Annotated in this window: 12 protein-coding genes and 1 pseudogene; 6 read left to right on the forward strand and 7 right to left on the reverse strand. The window is 67.0% G+C overall.

The features are described from left to right. The first annotated feature begins 322 nt into the window (after window positions 1-322). A complete protein-coding gene (locus LXM94_RS23195; RefSeq protein WP_235773844.1) occupies window positions 323-2,425 on the forward strand; it encodes a methyl-accepting chemotaxis protein in 2,103 nt (700 codons plus the stop codon). A 28-nt stretch (window positions 2,426-2,453) separates the two neighbouring features. Here the strand turns inward: LXM94_RS23195 and LXM94_RS23200 are convergent, their stop codons facing one another. Then, window positions 2,454-3,242, reverse strand: a complete 789-nt coding sequence (locus LXM94_RS23200; protein WP_235773845.1) for an SDR family oxidoreductase — start codon at window positions 3,240-3,242, stop codon at window positions 2,454-2,456. A gap of 39 nt (window positions 3,243-3,281) precedes the next feature. Next, window positions 3,282-4,658: an FAD-binding oxidoreductase gene (locus LXM94_RS23205; protein ID WP_235773846.1), complete on the reverse strand. Its 1,377-nt coding sequence runs from the start codon at window positions 4,656-4,658 to the stop codon at window positions 3,282-3,284. Window positions 4,659-4,915: 257 nt separating this feature from the next. On the opposite strand from LXM94_RS23205, the gene LXM94_RS23210 reads away from it, so the two are divergent. After that, window positions 4,916-6,580, forward strand: coding sequence for an electron transfer flavoprotein-ubiquinone oxidoreductase (locus LXM94_RS23210; RefSeq protein WP_235773847.1), 1,665 nt, complete (start codon window positions 4,916-4,918; stop codon window positions 6,578-6,580). Window positions 6,581-6,818: 238 nt separating this feature from the next. Continuing rightward, the gene (locus tag LXM94_RS23215; RefSeq protein WP_235773848.1) at window positions 6,819-7,433 is read left to right on the forward strand and encodes a L,D-transpeptidase; all 615 of its coding nucleotides are present in this window, start codon (window positions 6,819-6,821) and stop codon (window positions 7,431-7,433) included. A 74-nt stretch (window positions 7,434-7,507) separates the two neighbouring features. Here the strand turns inward: LXM94_RS23215 and LXM94_RS23220 are convergent, their stop codons facing one another. Next, window positions 7,508-8,410 (reverse strand): DMT family transporter, encoded by a 903-nt coding sequence (locus tag LXM94_RS23220; RefSeq protein ID WP_235773849.1) that lies wholly within the window; start codon window positions 8,408-8,410, stop codon window positions 7,508-7,510. Between the two features lie 144 nt (window positions 8,411-8,554). Here LXM94_RS23220 and LXM94_RS23225 point away from each other — a divergent pair, with 144 nt between their 5' ends. Next, window positions 8,555-9,034, forward strand: a complete 480-nt coding sequence (locus tag LXM94_RS23225; protein ID WP_235773856.1) for an Lrp/AsnC family transcriptional regulator — start codon at window positions 8,555-8,557, stop codon at window positions 9,032-9,034. 43 nt (window positions 9,035-9,077) lie between these two features. Here the strand turns inward: LXM94_RS23225 and LXM94_RS23230 are convergent, their stop codons facing one another. Together LXM94_RS23230 and LXM94_RS23235 are read right to left on the reverse strand one after the other, a co-directional pair. Then, a complete protein-coding gene (locus LXM94_RS23230) occupies window positions 9,078-9,494 on the reverse strand; it encodes a DoxX family protein (RefSeq protein ID WP_235773850.1) in 417 nt (138 codons plus the stop codon). Between the two features lie 179 nt (window positions 9,495-9,673). Further along, window positions 9,674-10,687 (reverse strand): zinc-binding alcohol dehydrogenase family protein, encoded by a 1,014-nt coding sequence (locus tag LXM94_RS23235; RefSeq protein ID WP_235773851.1) that lies wholly within the window; start codon window positions 10,685-10,687, stop codon window positions 9,674-9,676. 101 nt (window positions 10,688-10,788) lie between these two features. Here LXM94_RS23235 and LXM94_RS23240 point away from each other — a divergent pair, with 101 nt between their 5' ends. Then, a complete protein-coding gene (locus LXM94_RS23240) occupies window positions 10,789-11,196 on the forward strand; it encodes a winged helix-turn-helix transcriptional regulator (RefSeq protein WP_235773852.1) in 408 nt (135 codons plus the stop codon). Window positions 11,197-11,203: 7 nt separating this feature from the next. On the opposite strand, the gene LXM94_RS23245 is transcribed toward LXM94_RS23240, so the two are convergent. Continuing rightward, window positions 11,204-12,457 carry an MFS transporter gene (locus LXM94_RS23245; protein ID WP_235773853.1) on the reverse strand — a complete coding sequence of 418 codons (1,254 nt, stop codon included), beginning with the start codon at window positions 12,455-12,457 and terminating at the stop codon, window positions 11,204-11,206. A 338-nt stretch (window positions 12,458-12,795) separates the two neighbouring features. Between LXM94_RS23245 and LXM94_RS23250 the strand changes: the two genes are divergently transcribed. Then, the gene (locus LXM94_RS23250; protein WP_235773854.1) at window positions 12,796-13,731 is read left to right on the forward strand and encodes a diacylglycerol/lipid kinase family protein; all 936 of its coding nucleotides are present in this window, start codon (window positions 12,796-12,798) and stop codon (window positions 13,729-13,731) included. A gap of 6 nt (window positions 13,732-13,737) precedes the next feature. On the opposite strand, the pseudogene LXM94_RS23255 reads toward LXM94_RS23250, so the two are convergent. Then, window positions 13,738-14,542, reverse strand: a pseudogene (locus LXM94_RS23255) (glutamine synthetase); the annotation flags it as partial.

The raw sequence follows: 14,542 nt of genomic DNA on the forward strand, positions 1-14,542 counted from the left end.
AGCTCCAACAAAAGAGCTCCCTACAGAATCCATCTCAAATCAATCCGCCACAACTTTTTTCAAATGCGATTCCCCTGCTCTGCCGGCACGCGGGGGGCGTTGCGTGGTCGGGCTCTTCAGTCCGGCGGCGGGCGCGGGACATTTCGACCCGAAGAGGCGGGTCGTTGTCTGCCGGAAGCGGCGCGCCGCGCGCAGCGAAAGCGCAGGAGAATTGATAAATGTCAAAAATACAATATAAATCAATAAGTTAGTTGTTCGCATTTAGCGAATATTAAAGATTGTCACCCATCGTCTTGTCGACTTTTGATGCAGGGGATGCGTGATGTTCTCGTTGTTGAAACGGCAGGCAGTGGACCGGCGGGCTGATCCGGTGCCGCAGGTGACGCCGATACGGCCGGCCGGCGATCGCTTCGCTGCCGAAACCAATATCGATGTCGACGTCGTTGAGACACAGCCAGGCCCGCCGTCCTATGAAGCAAGCCGCGTTCTGCGCACGAACTCCCGGCTTGACGGGCTGCCGGCGGATGCCTGGACGTTTTCCGGCCGTCCGGCCCGGCTGGTTCTCGCCTATGTCTCCCCGCATGTCGATTTCGCGGCGGTCTGCGGCCGGATCAGGCAGGCATGCGGCGGGCTGCCCCTCCTCGCAACGACGACGGCCGGCGAGCTTTGCAATCTCGGCGAGGAGATGCGCAACCAGCCGCTCTATTGCCCGGCCGATGGACCCTGGGACAACGTGGTGCTGCAGATCTTCGGGCCGGATGTCATCGACGCCGTATCGATCCAGGCCGTTCCGCTCGCCAATGAGGACATTCGCGGCGGCCGGCCGAACAAGCCGCGCGCCCAGCGCGTCGCACAACTGGTCGACGAGCTTTCCCGCATCCAGGTTCCGTTCGACATCCGCTGCGAGGACACGATCGCACTCGCCGTGATCGACGGTCTTTCGGCCTCGGAGAACTACTTCATGGAGGCGATCTATGAGAGCGGCCGGTTTCCGTGCCTCTTCGTCGGGGGATCGGCCGGGGGCAAGCTCGATTTCGCCAATACCTATGTCTTCGACGGCGAAAGGATCCTGGAAAACCACGCGGTCATCGCCTTCGTCAAGGTCGCCAGGGGCAGCCGCTATGCGGTGCTCAAGAGCCAGAACTTCGTCGCGACGGGCAAGTCGCTGGTCGTCATCGAGGCAAGGCCGGAAAAGCGCCAGGTGACGGCTGCCGTCGACGTCGAATCGGTCGAGATCGTACCGATCGTCGAGGCAATGTGCGCGCTGATGGGCTGCCGGCCGGAAGAGCTGAAGGCGAAGCTCGAAGGGCATGCCTTCGCGCTCAGGATGAATGGCGAACTCTATGTGCGCTCGGTGGCCGACATCGACCACAGGAACGGCGTCGTCAGCTTCTATTGCGATGTCAATCCGGGCGACGAGCTGCATCTCGTGCGCGCGACCGACTTTGCCGAGCAGACCCGGCGGGACATGGAGCGGTTTTTCCGCGACAAGCCGCAGCCGGTGGCGGCGATCCTCAACGACTGTATTCTGCGGCGCCTCGGCAACGGCCGTGCGCTCCGACAGCTCGACCAGCTCTGGGGCGGCATCGCGACCGCAGGCTTCTCGACCTTCGGCGAACTTTTCGGCATCAATGTCAACCAGACGCTGACGGCGGTCGTCTTCTTCAAGGTGGAGGCGGGGGAGACGTTCCACGATCCCTATGTCGACGAGTTTCCGATCCACTACGCGCGTTTTGCCCGCTACTTCACGCAGTCCGAACTGAAGCGCCAGCAACTCGTCAACGACATGCGCAAGAAGGTCATCGGCCGCCTGACCGGCTTCATCGACCAGACCCTCGGTTTCACGGGGCAGATCGACCAGGTCATCGGCCAGACGGACCATATCCGCAACAGCGTCGACGGGATGCGTACCGACATGGAAGGGCGGATCGCGGCGGTCTCGGTCAACGATCAGCAGGGTCTGCTGGAAGAGGAGTTCCGCAAGGTCGCATCGATGACGCAGCGTCTGAATGATATCGTCGGCGTCATCGACAAGATCACCATGCAGACCAACCTGCTGTCGCTCAACGCCACCATCGAGGCGGCGCGGGCCGGCGAGGCGGGCCGCGCCTTCGCGATCGTCGCCAACGAGGTGCGCAACCTCGCGACCAGCACGAAGGAAACGCTCGACAAGAGCCGGGAATCGCTCGCTCAGGTCGAGGCCTCGATCGGCATCCTCGGCAACCACATCCAGCTTTCCGAACGGAAACTGGTGGGCGCCCAGGATGGATACGGCCAGATCCTGGAACAACTCGGCACGCTCTTCGACAGTTTCAAGAAGATCAGCGAGGTGATGGACCAGGCCGGGCAGATGTCACAACGGCAGAAGGCCATGATGAGCCATGTCGATCATGACCTTGCGCGGCTGAAGCGCATCGAGGGGTGAGGCTCGCGGGTTGTACCGCCGCCGGCCGTCAGAGCGACCGTGCCGCGCCGCCGTCGCAGCGCACCAGCGTGCCGGTGACGTAGCTCGCGCGCGCGCTGCAGAGGAAGGCGGCGACGGCGGCGAATTCCTCGACGGTGCCGTAGCGCCGCGCCGGGATCGCCCGTTCCGACTGCGCCGTGATCTCCTCCACCGGCCGGCCGCTGCGTTCCGCCGCGGCCCGGTCGAGGCTCGTCAGCCGGTCCGTCAGGATGCTGCCGGGAAGCAGCAGGTTGGTGGTGATGCCGAATTCGGCGACCTCGGCGGCGAGCGTCTTCGACCAGCCGGCGAGCGCCGGGCGCAGCGTGTTGGAGAGGGCGAGGCCGGGGATCGGCTCGATGACGCCCGAGGAGGCGACGGTCAGGATGCGGCCCCAGCGCTGCGCCTTCATCGCCGGCAGGAAGCGGTTGGCGAGCGCGATCTGGCGCAGCACCATCGACTGGAAATAGAGCATCAGCGTCTCGCCGCTCATGGCCTCGGTCGATCCCGGCGTCGGGCCGCCGGAATTGTTGACGAGGATGTCGAGCCCGCCGAGCGCCCCGTCGACGGCCCGGGCGAGATCATCGACGGCGGCCGCGTCCGTCAGGTCCGCCTCCACCCAGTCGGCCCGACCGGCGCCGCGCGCGTTGATCGCCTCGGCATTGGCGGCCAGCGTCTCCGCGCTGCGGCCGCAGAGCAGCACGTCCGCTCCTTCGGCCGCAAGCGCCGTGGCGATGCCCTTGCCGAGCCCGCGCGAGGAGGCGAGCACCAGCGCACGTTTTCCCGTGATGCCGAGATCCATCGTCTTTCCTTTCACCTGTCTCCGCCGCAGCCGCAGCCGTCAGAACGGAACCTTGCCCCTGTTGAAGATGCCCTTCGGATCGAGCGTCCGCTTTAAAGCCTGCGCCATTGCACGGCGCGCCGCGTTGCCCTGCGCCAGATAGGCGCGCCGTTTCTCGAGGCCGACGCCGTGTTCGGCCGAAAAGCTCCCGCCCGTCTCGCCGATCCCCGCATAGACGGCGTCCTCGATCGGATCGCGCATCGCGGCGTCCGGGGCGCCTTCGCCGAAGACGGAGACATGCAGGTTGCCGTCGGCGATATGGCCGTAGACATAGGCTTCGAGCCCGAGCGCTGCGAGCCGCGCATCGAGCGCCGCGACATAGCGATCGAGCGCGCCCTGCGGCAGCGACACGTCGAAGGACGGCGCATCCGGATGCAGGCGATAGATGAAGTCCGACACCTCGCGCAGATCGCGGAAGCGCCGGGCCTGGTCGAGCGACTGGGCGACGATGCCGCTCGTGATCCCCGCATCGGACCAGAGGGTCTCCAGGCTCGCCTCCAGTTCGGCGGTCGCCCGCTCCACCGTTTCGGCCGACAGGTCGACGAGCAGGACCGCGGCCGCGTCGCCCTCCAGCCAGCCGAGATCGAAACCGTGCGTGCGGGCGCTGTCGAGGAAGAAGCGGCGCCACATCAGTTCGGCAGCCTCGAGCTGGGCGCCGGGGCACCGCAGCAGACCGTCGACGATCCTGAGCGCCGAACCGGCATCCGGCACGCAGAGAAGGGCGGTGGCGCGGTGCGGCCGCACCGGCTCCAGGCGAAGGACGGCACGGGTAACGAAGCCGAAGGCGCCTTCGGCACCGATCAGCAGCTGCTTCATGTCCGGCCCGGCGCTCGTCTTCACCACTTCCGTCATGTCGCTGAAGACCGTGCCGTCCGGCAGCACGGCCTCGAGGCCGAGCACCTGGTGGCGCATCACGCCGTTGCGGAAGGCGAGGATGCCGCCGGCATTGGTCGAGATCATGCCGCCGATCGTGGCGCTGCCGCGCGAGGCGAGATCGATGCCCGGGGTCAGGCCGAAGGGCGCGGCGGCCTCCTGCAGCGCCTGCAGCGTCACGCCGCTTTCGACCACCGCAAGGCGCGCTGCGGCGTCGATGCGCTCTATCCGGTTCAGTCGTTCCGAAGACAGGATCGCGTCGCCGGGCCGGCTGACCGATCCGCCGACAAGCCCCGTCAGCCCGCCCTGCGGCACGACGGGGACGGCATTTGCGCCGCACCAGGCGACCACGGCGGCCGCCTCCGCAGTCGATGCGGGCGCGACCAGCAGGTCTGCACCGAGATTGTCCGGATGTTCGCCGGAATGCCGGCCGCGCAGCCGCTCGCCGCGCAGAATGAAAAGATTTTCGCCGATTCCGTTGAGGCCGTCCTCTGGCTTTGGCATAGATTCCACCGCATTGGCCGGGTCTGACCGCATGGTTGCTATCGCCGGGGCCCGGCGGAATCAAGCGGGCATCCCTGATATGAGTATTGACGTTTACGTGAAGGTCAATAAGTTTGAACGGGAGATGACGTCATGCGCAAATGCGGGGATTGCCTGTCGCAGTTCGGCTCGACAACGGCTGCCGCATTTGCCATGACAAACCGCACAGAGGGACGCGGCACTTTGGACAGACGGCCGCGGCAGGCAGGAGACGGCAGATGAGCGCAGAGATGGAGCTTCCCGAGCGCGAGAGCATGGAGTTCGACGTGGTGATCGTCGGCGCCGGCCCGGCGGGCCTGTCGGCGGCGATCCGGCTGAAGCAGGTCAATCCGGAGCTTTCCGTCGTCGTTCTGGAAAAGGGCGCCGAGGTCGGCGCGCATATCCTGTCGGGCGCCGTCGTCGACCCGATCGGCATCGACCGGCTGCTGCCCGGCTGGCGCGAGGACGACAGCCATCCCTTCAAGACCGAGGTGACCGACGATCATTTCCTGCTGCTCGGTCCGGCCGGCTCCGTGCGGCTGCCGAACTTCGCCATGCCGCCTTTGATGAACAACCACGGCAACTACATCGTCTCGCTTGGCAACGTCTGTCGGTGGCTGGCGACCAAGGCCGAGGAGCTCGGCGTCGAGATCTATCCGGGTTTTGCCGCGACCGAGGTGCTCTACAACGATGCGGGCGCGGTCATCGGCGTGGCGACCGGCGACATGGGCATCGAAAAGAACGGCGAGCCCGGCCCGAATTTTACCCGCGGCATGGCGCTGCTCGGCAAATACACGCTGATCGGCGAGGGCGTGCGCGGCTCGCTCGCCAAGCAGCTCATCGCCCGGTTCGACCTGCAGAAGGACCGCGAGCCCCAGAAATTCGGCATCGGCCTCAAGGAGCTCTGGCAGGTGAAGCCCGAGAACCACAAGCCGGGCCTCGTGCAGCATTCCTTCGGCTGGCCGCTCGGCATGAAGACCGGCGGCGGCTCCTTCCTCTATCACCTCGAGGACAACCTCGTCGCCGTCGGCTTCGTGGTGCATCTCAACTACAAGAACCCCTACCTCTATCCCTTCGAGGAATTCCAGCGCTTCAAGACCCATCCGGCGATCCGCGGCACCTTCGAGGGTGGCAAGCGGCTCTCCTACGGCGCCCGCGCCATCACCGAGGGCGGCTACCAGTCGGTGCCGAAGCTCTCCTTCCCCGGCGGCGCGCTGATCGGCTGCTCGGCCGGCTTCGTCAACGTGCCGCGCATCAAGGGTAGCCACAACGCGGTGCTGTCGGGCATGCTGGCCGCCGAGAAGCTGGCCGATGCCATCGCGGCCGGCCGCGCCAACGACGAGCCGGTCGAGATCGAGCAGGGCTGGCGCGACAGCGCCATCGGGCAGGACTTGAAGAAGGTCCGCAACGTCAAGCCGCTCTGGTCGAAGTTCGGCACGGCCGTCGGCGTGGCGCTCGGCGGCCTCGACATGTGGACCAACACGCTCTTCGGTTTCTCCTTCTTCGGCACGCTGAAACACGGCAAGACGGATGCCCAGTCGCTGGAGCCGGCCGCGAAACACCAGAGGATCGACTATCCGAAGCCGGACGGCGTCTTGACCTTCGACCGCCTCTCCTCGGTGTTCCTGTCGAACACCAACCACGAGGAGGACCAGCCGGTGCACCTCCAGGTGAAGGATCTGGAGCTGCAGAAGACCTCGGAACTCGACGTCTATGCCGGCCCGTCGACGCGCTACTGTCCCGCCGGCGTCTACGAATGGGTGGAGAAGGACGGCGAAGACGTCTTCGTCATCAACGCGCAGAACTGCGTGCACTGCAAGACCTGCGACATCAAGGACCCCAACCAGAACATCAACTGGGTGCCGCCGCAGGGCGGCGAAGGGCCGGTCTACCCGAACATGTAATGTTCGGGGAGACTGGACCACCCGGACTCCCGTCGATGGAGCAGGCGACAGCATGGATCGACTGTGAGGCCATGAAAGACGACCCGGTCTACGCGCAGATTCTGGAACTGACGCTAGAGAGGGCGAACGTCCCGCGCAGCAAGGGGAACGGCCGCCGGAGAGGCGTCTCCGTTTAACCCGCCTTTAACCATAAACACATAATTTCAGCCCCGTAGACGACTTGTTAAGGGGCTTTCGCATGTCGACTTCCCGCCGCGGCTTTCTTCTCGGCATGTCCGCTCTCCTCGCCGGCTGCGCGACCGGCGAAACCAGCTATCGCAGCAACTATGCGGCGGTCCCCGACGAACCCTATCCGCTGAAGGCGATCCCCTTCGACAAGATCGCGCCGGACTTGCGGCGCCAGGAAGTGGCCTATGAGGCGGGTTATCCGGCAGGCACCATCGTCGTCGATACGCCGGCGCGCCGGCTCTACTACGTGCTCGGCGACGGGCGGGCGATGCGCTACGGCATCGGCGTCGGCCGCAACGGCTATGCGCTGGCGGGCACGGCCTATATCGGACGCAAGGCCGAATGGCCGACCTGGACGCCGACCGGCAACATGATGCGCCGCGACCCGCGCAACCGCCGTTTCGCCGGCGGCATGTCGCCCGGCCTGCACAATCCGCTCGGCGCCCGCGCGCTTTATCTCTATCGCGGCGGCAACGACACGATGTTCCGCATCCACGGCACCAACCAGCCCGCCTCGATCGGCCAGGCCATGTCGAGCGGCTGTGTGCGCATGCTGAACCACGACGTGATCGACCTTTTCGAACGAGCCGAGGTCGGCGGCCGGGTGGTCGTGCTGCAGGCCTGACCGGGCCTCCCGGCGACAATCAAACGACGGAGGGGCTGCGCCGGGCGCGGCCCCTCCGTCGTTTCGGCGGCAGGTCATCGTTTCGACAGCACGCCGGTCGAGAGCGCCACGCCGACGCCGACGACGAGGGCCGCCGCCACGGCGAACAGGCCGACCGGTTCCCCGAGCACGTAGCCGCCGCCGACAGTGGCAAGCACCGGCGTGATGGCGGTGAAGGCGGCCGCCTGCGAGCCGCCGAGCGCCCGGATCGCGGTGCCGTAGGCGAAGGTGGCGACGAGGCCGGACAGCAGGCCCTGGCTCGCCACCTGCGGCAGCAGTTCGGCGAGCGGCGCCCGGTGCAGCGAGACGCCGAAGAGGGCGGCCAGCGGCAGGTGGGCAAGAAAGGACCAGACGGCGATGACCGCCGTGCCTTGGAGCGCCGACAGCCCGGAGCGGCGGAAGGCGTGGGTGAAGCTCGCCCAGAGCACCGCGCCGACCGGCAGCAGCAGGAGGCCGGCGAGCGTCATGCCGCTCTCGCGGATGCTGCCGCCAAGCAGGATGGCGACGCCGGCGACGATCGCCCCGAGGCCCAGCAGGCGCATGCGGTCCGGCCGCTCGCCGAAGAGCGCCATGCCGATCAGCGCGGTTGCGAGCGGCATGGAGCCGCCGAGCAGGATGCCCGCCGGGCCCGCCGGGGTCGCCTGCAGCGCGCCTGCGGTCACCTGGAAGAACAGGAAGCCGGAGCCCGCGACCATGATCGCCAGCGTGGCGCGCGGCACGCCCCTCGGCAAAAGCCCGGTGCGCAGCCAGACGGGCGCCAGCACGAGGGCGGGGATGCCGTAGCGGATGAGACCGATGTCGACCGTGCCGAGCGACGTCGAGGCGGTGTGGCGGGTGGCGAGCACCCAGGCCGCCCAGATGAGAACGGTGACGACGGCGCCGGCATACCCGGCCGCGACGGACGGGCTGTCACTGCGGCTGTCAGCAAGAACGGACATGGTTGGCTCCTTTCGCTCCCGGCGCTCCGGCGCCTCCGGAGGAAAACCTAGCCCGGAAGGCCGGGGCATGTCCTTGCTATCTGTGGCGCTGTGAGGCACACAATGGCAATATCCTGCCAATATTCCTCAACAAAGTTCATGGATATGCCAAATCTGGACAAATTCGACATCGCGATCCTCAGGGTGCTGCAGGACGATGCGCGGGCCACCAATGTGGAGATCGCCGAGCGGGTGAACCTGTCGCCGTCGCCCTGCCTGCGCCGCATCCGCAATCTCGAAAGGTCCGGCGTGCTGCGCGGCTACCGCGCCGACATCGACCGCAAGGCGGTGGGGCTCGGCCTGACGGTCTTCGTCGAGATCAAGGTCGGCCGGCACAGCCAGGAGAATGCGCGTGCCCAGCAGGAGGCGCTGCTCGCCATTCCCGAGGTCGTCTCCTGTTTCCTTATCTCCGGCAATGCGGACTTTCTCGCGGAGGTGGTCGTCGAGGATCTTTCCGCCTACGAGACGCTGTTGACCGAAACGCTGCTGGCGCTGCCCGGCGTCAGCGACATCCGCTCCAACTTCGCGATCCGCGCGATCAAGACCGGCGGGCCGCTGAAGCTGCCGGAGCGCCGGGAGGGATAGGGACGCCGCCCCGAGAGGCGGCGGGGCGGCGTCCGTCCCGCCGTCAATGCGCAGCGGCGGCGGGAGAGGGGGCGGATTTCCAGGCGACGACCATCAGGGCGCCGATGACCGTGACGTGCTCCATGACCACGTAGAATTCGAGGGTTTTGAACGGCTCATCCATCGTCCAGAAGTGGTGCACGATCGGGATCGTCAAGGCGGTGAAGACGGCGAGCGCGCCGGCGCCGAGCCAGGTCCGTCGGTTGGCGATGATAAGCGCCGAGCCGACGAGCTGCGTGACGATCACGGCGGCGGCGAAGGCGGCGGGCGGCTCCAGGCCGAAATGCGCCATTTCGGCGGTCGCGGCCGGAAAGTCGGCGAGCTTGGCGATGCCGCTCAACCAGAACATGGAGGTCAGGACGGCGCGGGCGAGGCAGCCGAACCAGCGGGTGCCGAGGATGCTGTCGATCAATGCAGGCATGTCAATCTCCGAGCAATGCCGTTGGGAAACCTCCGGAGCGATCGGTGGCTCCGGAGGAGCGGGCCGTCGGCCGAAAAGCCGATGTGCGGGCCGCGCTGACGTCATTCCTAGCAGAGTTTGCCGGCGCTCCTGTCACCGCGGTGACACGCGCCGGTTGCCGTTTTCGGCGTGGACCGCGGTCAGAAACCCTCGAGCACCAGCTTGCCGCGCGTGCGCCCGCTCTCGATCATCGCATGAGCCGTCTGCAGATTGGCGGCGTTGATCGTCCCGAGAGTTTCGGACAGCGTCGTGCGAATGACGCCCTCGTCGACGAGCCGGGCAACCTCCGTCAGCAGGCGATGCTGCTCGATCACGTCGGGGGTGGCGAAGAGTGACCGCGTGAACATCATCTCCCAGTGCACCGACAGCGCCTTGCGCTTGAAGGGCATGATGTCGAGGCTCGCCGGGTCGTCGATCAGTGCGAAGCGGCCCTGCGGCGCGATCATCTCGATGATCCCCGCCACGTGGCTTTCCGTGTTGGTTGTCGAAAAGGCGAAGCCGGGCGCGCCGATGCCAAGGGCCGCGACCTGCGGCGCGAGCGGCTTTGAATGGTCGACGACGTGATGGGCGCCGAGCTGCCGCACCCAGTCCCGCGTCTCCGGCCGCGAGGCGGTGGCGACGACGGTGAGGTCGGTGAGCGCGCGGGCGAACTGCACGGCAATCGATCCGACGCCGCCCGCGCCGCCGATGACGAGGATGGCGTTTGCCGCGCCCGGCACCGGGTCGCCGACCTTCAGGCGGTCGAACAGCGTTTCCCAGGCGGTGATCGCCGTCAGCGGCAGGGCCGCCGCCTCGGCGAAGCCGAGCGTTTCCGGCTTGCGCCCGACGATCCGTTCGTCGACCAGATGGAACTCGCAATTCGTGCCGGGCCGGTCGATCGCACCGGCGTAGAAGACCGCGTCACCCGGCCTGAACAGCGTGGCCTCCGGGCCGACGGCCTTGACGATGCCCGCCGCATCCCAGCCGAGCACCTTCAGCTCGTCCTGGGCGGGCAGAACGTTCGCCCGGATCTTGGTGTCGACGGGATTGACCGAAACGGCGCGGACCTCGACCAGCAGGTCGCGGCCCTTCGGTTCCGGCACCGGCAGCTCGACATCGAGAAGGGACGTGTCGGCGTCAATGGGTTGGGGGGACCGATAGGCAACTGCGCGCATGATGTGCTCCTTTCGCGTTGAATGGGAGCTACCTGCGCACTATCATCGAAAGGTGCAAGAATGCACATTTTGAGCACATAGTGCCGAAAAGGATACCGTCAATGTCCCGCCCCCGCGCCAAGCTCACCAACCGCTTTCCGGGCTGTCCGGTCGAATCGACGCTCTCCTTCCTCGACGGCAAATGGAAGGGTGTCATCCTTTACCACCTGATGGAAGGAACCTTGCGATTCAATGCGTTGCGGCGAAAGCTGCCGAGCGTGACGCAGCGCATGCTGACGAAGCAGCTGCGCGAACTGGAGGAGGCGGGCATCATTTCGCGCACGATCCACCCCGTCGTGCCGCCGCATGTCGACTATGCGCTGACGCCGGCCGGCCGGAGCCTCAAGCCGGTCATCGCGGCACTTGCCGTCTGGGGTCACGAAAACGTGATATGCGAGGACGGCCGCAGCACCATCCGCCCCTTCCCGGAAGACGGGGCGGACGCCGGCGCAGTGGAAAGCGCCGCCTGATCCGGTCCTATTCGGCAGGGCAGCCCGATGCCGCGAGCGCTTCCGCCCGCCGGTCGAGCTTGTCGAGCGTCAGCGAGACGGCGAAGACGGCGAGCCCGACGACCGCCGTGGCGGCGCCGACGAAACCCATCGAGCCGTAGCCGTAGCCGGCGCTGATCGACAGCCCGCCGAAGAAGGCGCCGAGCGCGTTGGCGATGTTGAAGGCCGAGTGGTTGAGCGCGGCGGCGAGCGTCTGCGCATTGCCGGCGACGTCCATCAGCCGCGTCTGCAGCGCCGGCCCGACGACGAAGCTGCAGCCGATGAGGAAGCAGCAGAGCCCGAGCAGGACCGGGTCGTGCGCGGACAGCGACAGCCCGAGGAGCACGAGGAAATAGGCAAACAGCGACCAGCCGATCGTGCGCATGAGGGAGAGATCGGCAAGCTTCGCGCCGAAGACGTTGCCGACGATCATGCCGGCGCCGAACAGCGCCATCATCACCGGCACCATGGCGACCGACAGCCCCGCGACCTCGGTGACGATCGGCGAGATGTAGCTGAAGACGGCGAACATGCCGCAGAATCCGGTGGCCGCGATGCCGAGCGTCAGCCAGACCTGCTTGCGCTTCAGCGCGCCGAGCTCGGCGAGCGCGTTGCCGCCGGACGCGCTTCCGTCGCGCGGCAGGAACACGGTGATGAGCACGACGGTCAGGACACCGGTGACGCCGACGGCGGCGAACATGTACTGCCAGTCGAGCAACTGGCCGAAAAAGGCGGCGAGCGGCGTGCCGATGAGCGTCGCAAGCGTCAGGCCCAGCATGACCTTGCCGACCGCCTGCGTGCGCCTGTTCATCGGCACCATGGAAGCCGCGACGAGGGCGGCCACGCCGAAATAGGCGCCGTGTGGCAGGCCGGTGAGGAAGCGCATCAGCATGAAGCTCTCGAAGGTCGGAGCGACCGCGCTTGCGATGTTGCCGGCCGCGAAGATCGCCATCAGGACGAGCAGCAGGTCGCGGCGGCGGAAGCGCGCGCCGATGACGGCGATGACCGGCGCGCCGACGACGACGCCGAGCGCATAGGCGCTGATGACGTAACCCGCTTCGGCCGTGGTGACGCCGAAGCTCCTGGCCACGTCCGGCAGCAGGCCCATGATGGCGAATTCGCCGGTGCCGATGCCGAAGCTGCCGGCAGCGAGCGCCACGATGATCAGCGCCACGGTCAGGGGAGGAAGCTCGACCGGGCCGGAGGAGGGCGCGGCAGGCGAGGCGAGGGAGAGGTCAGACACGGTTGCTCCGCAAACGGATGTCCCCACGCGACGCGTCAAGTGACGGACACGGCAAGGGCGACCACTCCTCCTGGCCACGATTGCGGATTTGTCCGGCCCGGGGGCCATGCGTGAAGGTAATGACGCTGGCCGGCGCCACGCGCCGGCCCTGCAGCAATACAGCAAGCCTCGCCCGTCTGCCTACCTGCAATTTCTTGCAGGGCGGATGTTGCGGTGCAAAAACACGGACAAGATCGGGTCGGACCGGCCGCCGCGCTGCCCTGTTTTTTACCGATTTCGCAACTATCTATGGACCGCGGCGTTCAAGTGCATGCGGCGCACGCGGTGGAGCACGGCGGATGAGAGTTCAGGCGATCTTCAACAAGGACGGCGGCACCTTCCGCACGACCGACATGGATGCCTTCGTGCGCCATGCGGAGAAGGTGTTCGCCGATGCCGGCCATCATCTCGATTGCGACGTCGTCGAGGGTGCCGACATCGAGATGGCGCTGAAGCGCTGCGCCGGCCGGGACGATCTCGACGTGATGCTTGCCGGCGGCGGCGACGGCACGATCTCGGCGGCCGCGGGCTTTGCCTGGAAGAGCGGCATTCCGCTCGGCGTGGTGCCGGCCGGCACCATGAACCTCTTCGCACGCTCCCTGAAGATCCCGCTCGACGTCTGGCAGTCGCTCGCCGCGCTGGCGAACGGTCAGGTCGTCGAGGCCGACATCGGCAGCGCGGACGGCCGCGCCTTCGTGCACCAGTTCGCCGCCGGCCTGCATGCCCGCATGGTTCGCTTGCGCAACGCGATGACCTACAGATCGCGGCTCGGCAAGATCGCCGCCAATGTGCGCGCCGCCACCGGCGTCGTCTTCGATCCGCCGGAATTCGAGGTCGAGTTCGAGGTCGACGGCGTCCGGGAGCACCGCAAGGTTTCCGCCATCAACGTCTCGAACAACCGGTTCGGCAACGTTTCCCTGCTCTATGCCGATGACGTGACGGGCGGGCATCTGGGTTTCTACACGACCCAGCCGTTGAAGCCCGGCGGCGTGGCGAAGCTCGCGGTCGACATCCTGCGCGGCAGGCTCAGGGACAATCCCGACGTGACCGAGATGACCGGCGCGGCCGTCGACCTGCACTTCCCGAAGGTGGATCGCGCCATCAACTGCGTCATCGACGGCGAACTGCTGCCGATGAACCGGGACGTCTCGCTGCGGCTGCATTCCGGCGAGCTCAAGGTCATCGCGCCGAAGGCCGAGGCCAGCGCGGTGGCCAGGTCCTCTGCGGCGGCCTGAGCCGGCTCAGATGCGCGGCAGGTAGGTCCGGTAGTCGAAATCCGAGACCGTGCGCAGGAAGGTGGTCGCCTCCTTGCGCTTTGTGTCGCCATAGAGTTTCCGGTAGCGCTCGCCGAATGCGTCGGCAATGAAGGGCGAGGCGGAGAATGCCTCGACGGCGGTCAGGAAGTCGTGCGTCAGCCGCGTCGCGGGCGGCGCGTCCCTGCCGGGCTCGGTCGCCGGGCCGGGATCGAGCTCTTCGTCGAGCCCGAGCAGGATGCCGCCAAGGATCGCGGTGAGCAGCAGGTGCGGATTGACGTCGGCGCCCGCGACGCGGTGCTCGACGCGGGCCGCCGGCCCGTCCCTGTCGGGAATGCGGATCGCCGTGCCGCGGTGGCCGAAGCCCCAGGTGAGGTCGACCGGCGCGAACGAGCCGGGCTGGAAGCGGCGGTAGGAATTGGCGAAGGGGGCGAAGATGAGTTGCGCGTCGCGCATCGTCTGCAGCATGCCGGCGCAGATCGATTTCAGCCTGACCGGGTCGCCGCCCTTCGCATCGAGGATGTTCCGGCCATTTCCATCGATGACGCTCGCATGCACGTGAAGGCCGGAGCCGGCATGATCGGCATAGGGTTTTGCCATGCAGGTCGACTTGAGGCCGTGGCGCCGTGCGGCCTGTTCGGCGATGCGCTTCAGGTAGATGCAGTCGTCGGCCGCCGCCATGGCGTCCGGCCGGTGCAGCAGGTTGATCTCGAACTGGCCGGGGCCGAATTCCGCCGTCGTCGCGTCGGCCGGAAGCGCCATGGCCTTCGCCCAGCTCCGCACCGTCTCGAGA

Source organism: Rhizobium alarense, assembly GCF_021555155.1.
Classification (GTDB): domain Bacteria; phylum Pseudomonadota; class Alphaproteobacteria; order Rhizobiales; family Rhizobiaceae; genus Rhizobium_D; species Rhizobium_D alarense.

Bases quoted from the DNA above. Each gene is read 5' to 3' on its own strand.
- LXM94_RS23235 (WP_235773851.1), bottom strand. From the start codon at position 10,687: ATGCGCGCAGTTGCCTATCGGTCCCCCCAACCCATTGACGCCGACACG.
- LXM94_RS23250 (WP_235773854.1), top strand. From the start codon at position 12,796: ATGAGAGTTCAGGCGATCTTCAACAAGGACGGCGGCACCTTCCGCACG.
- LXM94_RS23210 (WP_235773847.1), top strand. From the start codon at position 4,916: ATGAGCGCAGAGATGGAGCTTCCCGAGCGCGAGAGCATGGAGTTCGAC.
- LXM94_RS23240 (WP_235773852.1), top strand. From the start codon at position 10,789: ATGTCCCGCCCCCGCGCCAAGCTCACCAACCGCTTTCCGGGCTGTCCG.
- LXM94_RS23230 (WP_235773850.1), bottom strand. From the start codon at position 9,494: ATGCCTGCATTGATCGACAGCATCCTCGGCACCCGCTGGTTCGGCTGC.
- LXM94_RS23200 (WP_235773845.1), bottom strand. From the start codon at position 3,242: ATGGATCTCGGCATCACGGGAAAACGTGCGCTGGTGCTCGCCTCCTCG.
- LXM94_RS23205 (WP_235773846.1), bottom strand. From the start codon at position 4,658: ATGCCAAAGCCAGAGGACGGCCTCAACGGAATCGGCGAAAATCTTTTC.
- LXM94_RS23220 (WP_235773849.1), bottom strand. From the start codon at position 8,410: ATGTCCGTTCTTGCTGACAGCCGCAGTGACAGCCCGTCCGTCGCGGCC.
- LXM94_RS23215 (WP_235773848.1), top strand. From the start codon at position 6,819: ATGTCGACTTCCCGCCGCGGCTTTCTTCTCGGCATGTCCGCTCTCCTC.
- LXM94_RS23225 (WP_235773856.1), top strand. From the start codon at position 8,555: ATGCCAAATCTGGACAAATTCGACATCGCGATCCTCAGGGTGCTGCAG.
- LXM94_RS23195 (WP_235773844.1), top strand. From the start codon at position 323: ATGTTCTCGTTGTTGAAACGGCAGGCAGTGGACCGGCGGGCTGATCCG.